The following is a 2,199-nucleotide window of genomic DNA, read 5'->3' as shown; positions in this document are numbered from 1 at the left end:
GGCAGCGGCAGTGCGGGGGGCGGGGTGCGCCGAGCGGCCTCGGCTACATTCCCGGTATGACGACCACACCGGAATCTGCCGTTTCGTCAACCTCCGCGCCGGACCGGCCGGGCGGCCTGTTCGACGCCCTCCACGCGGGCGCGCTCAGCGATCCCGCCCAGCTGCGGGAGATCTACGAGCAGCCCGGCGACCAGGCCCGCCGCAAGCAGGTCGACCGCCTGCACGAGGTCGCCCAGCGCCTGATCGCCTGCTCCCCGTTGGTGTTCGTGGCCAGCACCGACGCCGCCGGACGCTGCGACGTCTCCCCGCGCGGCGGGCCGGCCGGGCTGGTCTCGGTGCTCGACCCGTACACCCTGGCCATTCCGGACGCCACCGGCAACAAGCGCCTGGACACCCTGCACAACATCCTGGAGACCGGCCGGGTCGGGCTGCTCTTCGTCGTCCCGGGCCGGGACGCCACGCTGCGGGTCAACGGGCGGGCCTGCGTCTCGACCGACCCGGAGCTGCTGCGGCAGCTGACCGCCGTCGGCAAGCCGCCGCGCAGCGCGATCGTGGTCGCCGTCGAGGAGGTGTACGGGCACTGCCCGAAGGCCTTCCTGCGCTCCTCGGCGTGGAAGCCGGAGAACTGGCTCGCCAAGGACGCGCAGCCGAGTTCGGCGGAGGTCACGCTCTCGCACCTGCGGGACGGGTCGCTGACCGTGGAGATGATCGAGCAGTACGAGCGGGAGGCGCTGCTGTACCGGTACGAGTGAGGTTCCGGGGCCGCGCGGACCCCGCTCCGTACGGACCCCGCTCCGCGCGGGACGCCCGGCGACCGGCCCCGGGGCGGACCGGTCGCCGGGCGGCGCGCGCTCAGGCCGCCCTGGGAAGGTCCTCCACGGCCGCGCCGTCGGCGGCCCGCCGGACCGCCTCGACGCCCTTGTGGGCGGCGTCCTTGCTGGCGTAGCCCTGGCCGGTGGCGACGATCTCGCCGTTGCCCGCCTTGAGCCGGAACCGGTACTTGCCGCCGGCGTCCTGATAGACCTCGAACGTGCCCGACATCCGGGCCACCTCCTCGCGGGGCCTCCTCGCGGAACGCTCGATGCGCCCGCCGTCCTGCCCCCGGCGCCACCGTGCGCCCGGCGCCGGGGCGCCCGCACCCGGGCGGGAGCCGGACGGGTGAAGCCGGATCCGCGGGGATTGGCGGGAGTGCCGGGACGGCCGCCGGTGGTTTGAATGGACGGATGGACTGCGTCTTCTGTGCGGTGGTGGCGGGCGAGGAGCCGGCGCACCGGGTGCTGGACGACGAGGCCGCGGTGGCCTTCCTGGACCGCCGGCCGCTGTTCCCCGGGCACGTACTGGTCGTGCCGCGCGCCCACCACCCGACCCTGGCCGACCTGCCGGCCGCGGAGGTGGGACCGTTCTTCCTGCGGGTGCAGCGGGTGGCGACGGCCGTCGAGCGCGGGCTGGGCGCGGCGGGCAGCTTCGTCGCGGCGAACAACCGGATCAGCCAGTCGGTGCCGCACCTGCACGTCCACGTGGTGCCGCGCAATCCGAAGGACGGGCTGCGCGGGTTCTTCTGGCCCCGGCGGCGCTATCCGGACGAGGCGGGGGCGGCGGAGGTCGCGGGCCGGCTGCGGGAGGCGCTGGAGGACTGAGCGGCGCGGCCGGTCGAGGACGTCGCCGGCGTGCGGGCCACTGCCGGGCGTACGTCTGCGGGAGCACCGGCGGGCGTACGTCTGCGGGAGCACCGGCGGGCGTACGTCTGCGGGAGCACCGGCGGGCGTACGTCTGCGGGAGCACCGGCGGGGGTCGATATCGTTTTCCGGGCGGACGATCCGGCCGGTGAGGGTGTCTAGGCTCGCGATCATGAACGAACTCGCCTGCCTCGTGCAGCAGACGGCCGACCGGCTCGCGGGCCGCCACGTCGGCGCGGTGGTCGCCGGGCTGGCCGGCGGTGACGTGGAGATCCGCGGCGCCGGGCGGACCGGTCCGGGTGGTGGCGTGCCCGGGCCCCGCACCCTGTTCGAGATAGGTTCCGTCACCAAGGTGTTCACCTCGCTCGTGCTCGCGCGGCTGGCCCTCGACGGTGCGGTCCGGCTGGACGACCCGCTCGCCGAGGTGCTCACCGGAGCCTCGGGCGGTCGTGCCGTCGTCCCGGCCAAGGGCCGGGAACCGATCACCCTGCGGCACCTCGCCACCCACACCTCGGGGCTCCCC

Annotated in this window: 4 protein-coding genes; 3 read left to right on the top strand and 1 reads right to left on the bottom strand. The window is 75.3% G+C overall.

The features are described 5' to 3' along the window. Positions 1 to 56 precede the first annotated feature (56 nt). A complete protein-coding gene (locus ACIQOV_RS38365) occupies positions 57 to 752 on the top strand; it encodes an MSMEG_1061 family FMN-dependent PPOX-type flavoprotein (protein ID WP_401055401.1) in 696 nt (231 codons plus the stop codon). A 100-nt stretch (positions 753 to 852) separates the two neighbouring features. On the opposite strand, the gene ACIQOV_RS38360 is transcribed toward ACIQOV_RS38365, so the two are convergent. Beyond that, on the bottom strand, positions 853 to 1,041 hold the full coding sequence (locus tag ACIQOV_RS38360) for a YegP family protein (protein ID WP_401055399.1): 189 nt from the start codon (positions 1,039 to 1,041) through the stop codon (positions 853 to 855). 182 nt (positions 1,042 to 1,223) lie between these two features. On the opposite strand from ACIQOV_RS38360, the gene ACIQOV_RS38355 reads away from it, so the two are divergent. Continuing rightward, positions 1,224 to 1,637, top strand: a complete 414-nt coding sequence (locus ACIQOV_RS38355; protein ID WP_401055398.1) for an HIT family protein — start codon at positions 1,224 to 1,226, stop codon at positions 1,635 to 1,637. Between the two features lie 211 nt (positions 1,638 to 1,848). Next, on the top strand, positions 1,849 to 2,199 hold a 351-nt coding region (locus tag ACIQOV_RS38350; protein WP_401055396.1), incomplete at its 3' end, for a serine hydrolase.

The sequence above is a fragment of the Kitasatospora sp. NPDC091257 genome (genome assembly GCF_044757675.1).
Classification (GTDB): Bacteria; Actinomycetota; Actinomycetes; order Streptomycetales; family Streptomycetaceae; genus Kitasatospora; species Kitasatospora lactacystinica.
This window is presented reverse-complemented; position numbering and strand designations above follow the sequence as displayed.

What these genes read in the sequence shown, in the direction of transcription:
- ACIQOV_RS38365 (WP_401055401.1), top strand. Translation starts at nt 57, where the DNA reads ATGACGACCACACCGGAATCTGCCGTTTCGTCAACCTCCGCGCCGGAC.
- ACIQOV_RS38355 (WP_401055398.1), top strand. Translation starts at nt 1,224, where the DNA reads ATGGACTGCGTCTTCTGTGCGGTGGTGGCGGGCGAGGAGCCGGCGCAC.
- ACIQOV_RS38360 (WP_401055399.1), bottom strand. Translation starts at nt 1,041, where the DNA reads ATGTCGGGCACGTTCGAGGTCTATCAGGACGCCGGCGGCAAGTACCGG.